Genomic DNA, 346 nt, shown 5'->3' on the forward strand with positions numbered 1-346 from the left:
ATAGATTACTTATATATAATGTAGCGTTATTTTATTTATCTAATTCTTCATCTAATTTGTCTATTTTTTGTTTCATTTGGTCCACTAGGCATTCTGTGATTTTATGAGTGAAATCTGCCAGTTCATCGAGATAAACTGGTGGCGGAAATGTTAAGCAAATTTGATTTATCTCTTTATCAATTATGTCTATATTCTCATTAACCGTTGGATTTTTTTCTGCAAGGGATACTAGCTTTTGAGATAAAATATCGTGGTAATAACGATAGGAATCCAAAATACACATAGTACTACTATATTCGTTTTGATAACAAGTTTTTAGCTTGTCAGTTTTAAACACCGATGAAGA

At 29.8% G+C, this 346-nt stretch carries 1 protein-coding gene; it reads right to left on the reverse strand.

Translation table 11 applies throughout. The features are described 5' to 3' along the window. Positions 1–31 precede the first annotated feature (31 nt). A partial coding sequence (locus tag A9G11_RS14340; RefSeq protein WP_176701234.1) for a hypothetical protein occupies positions 32–346 on the reverse strand: 315 nt, incomplete at its 5' end.

Source organism: Gilliamella sp. wkB108 (genome assembly GCF_001690195.1).
In the GTDB taxonomy this organism is placed as follows: domain Bacteria; phylum Pseudomonadota; class Gammaproteobacteria; order Enterobacterales; family Orbaceae; genus Gilliamella; species Gilliamella apicola_L.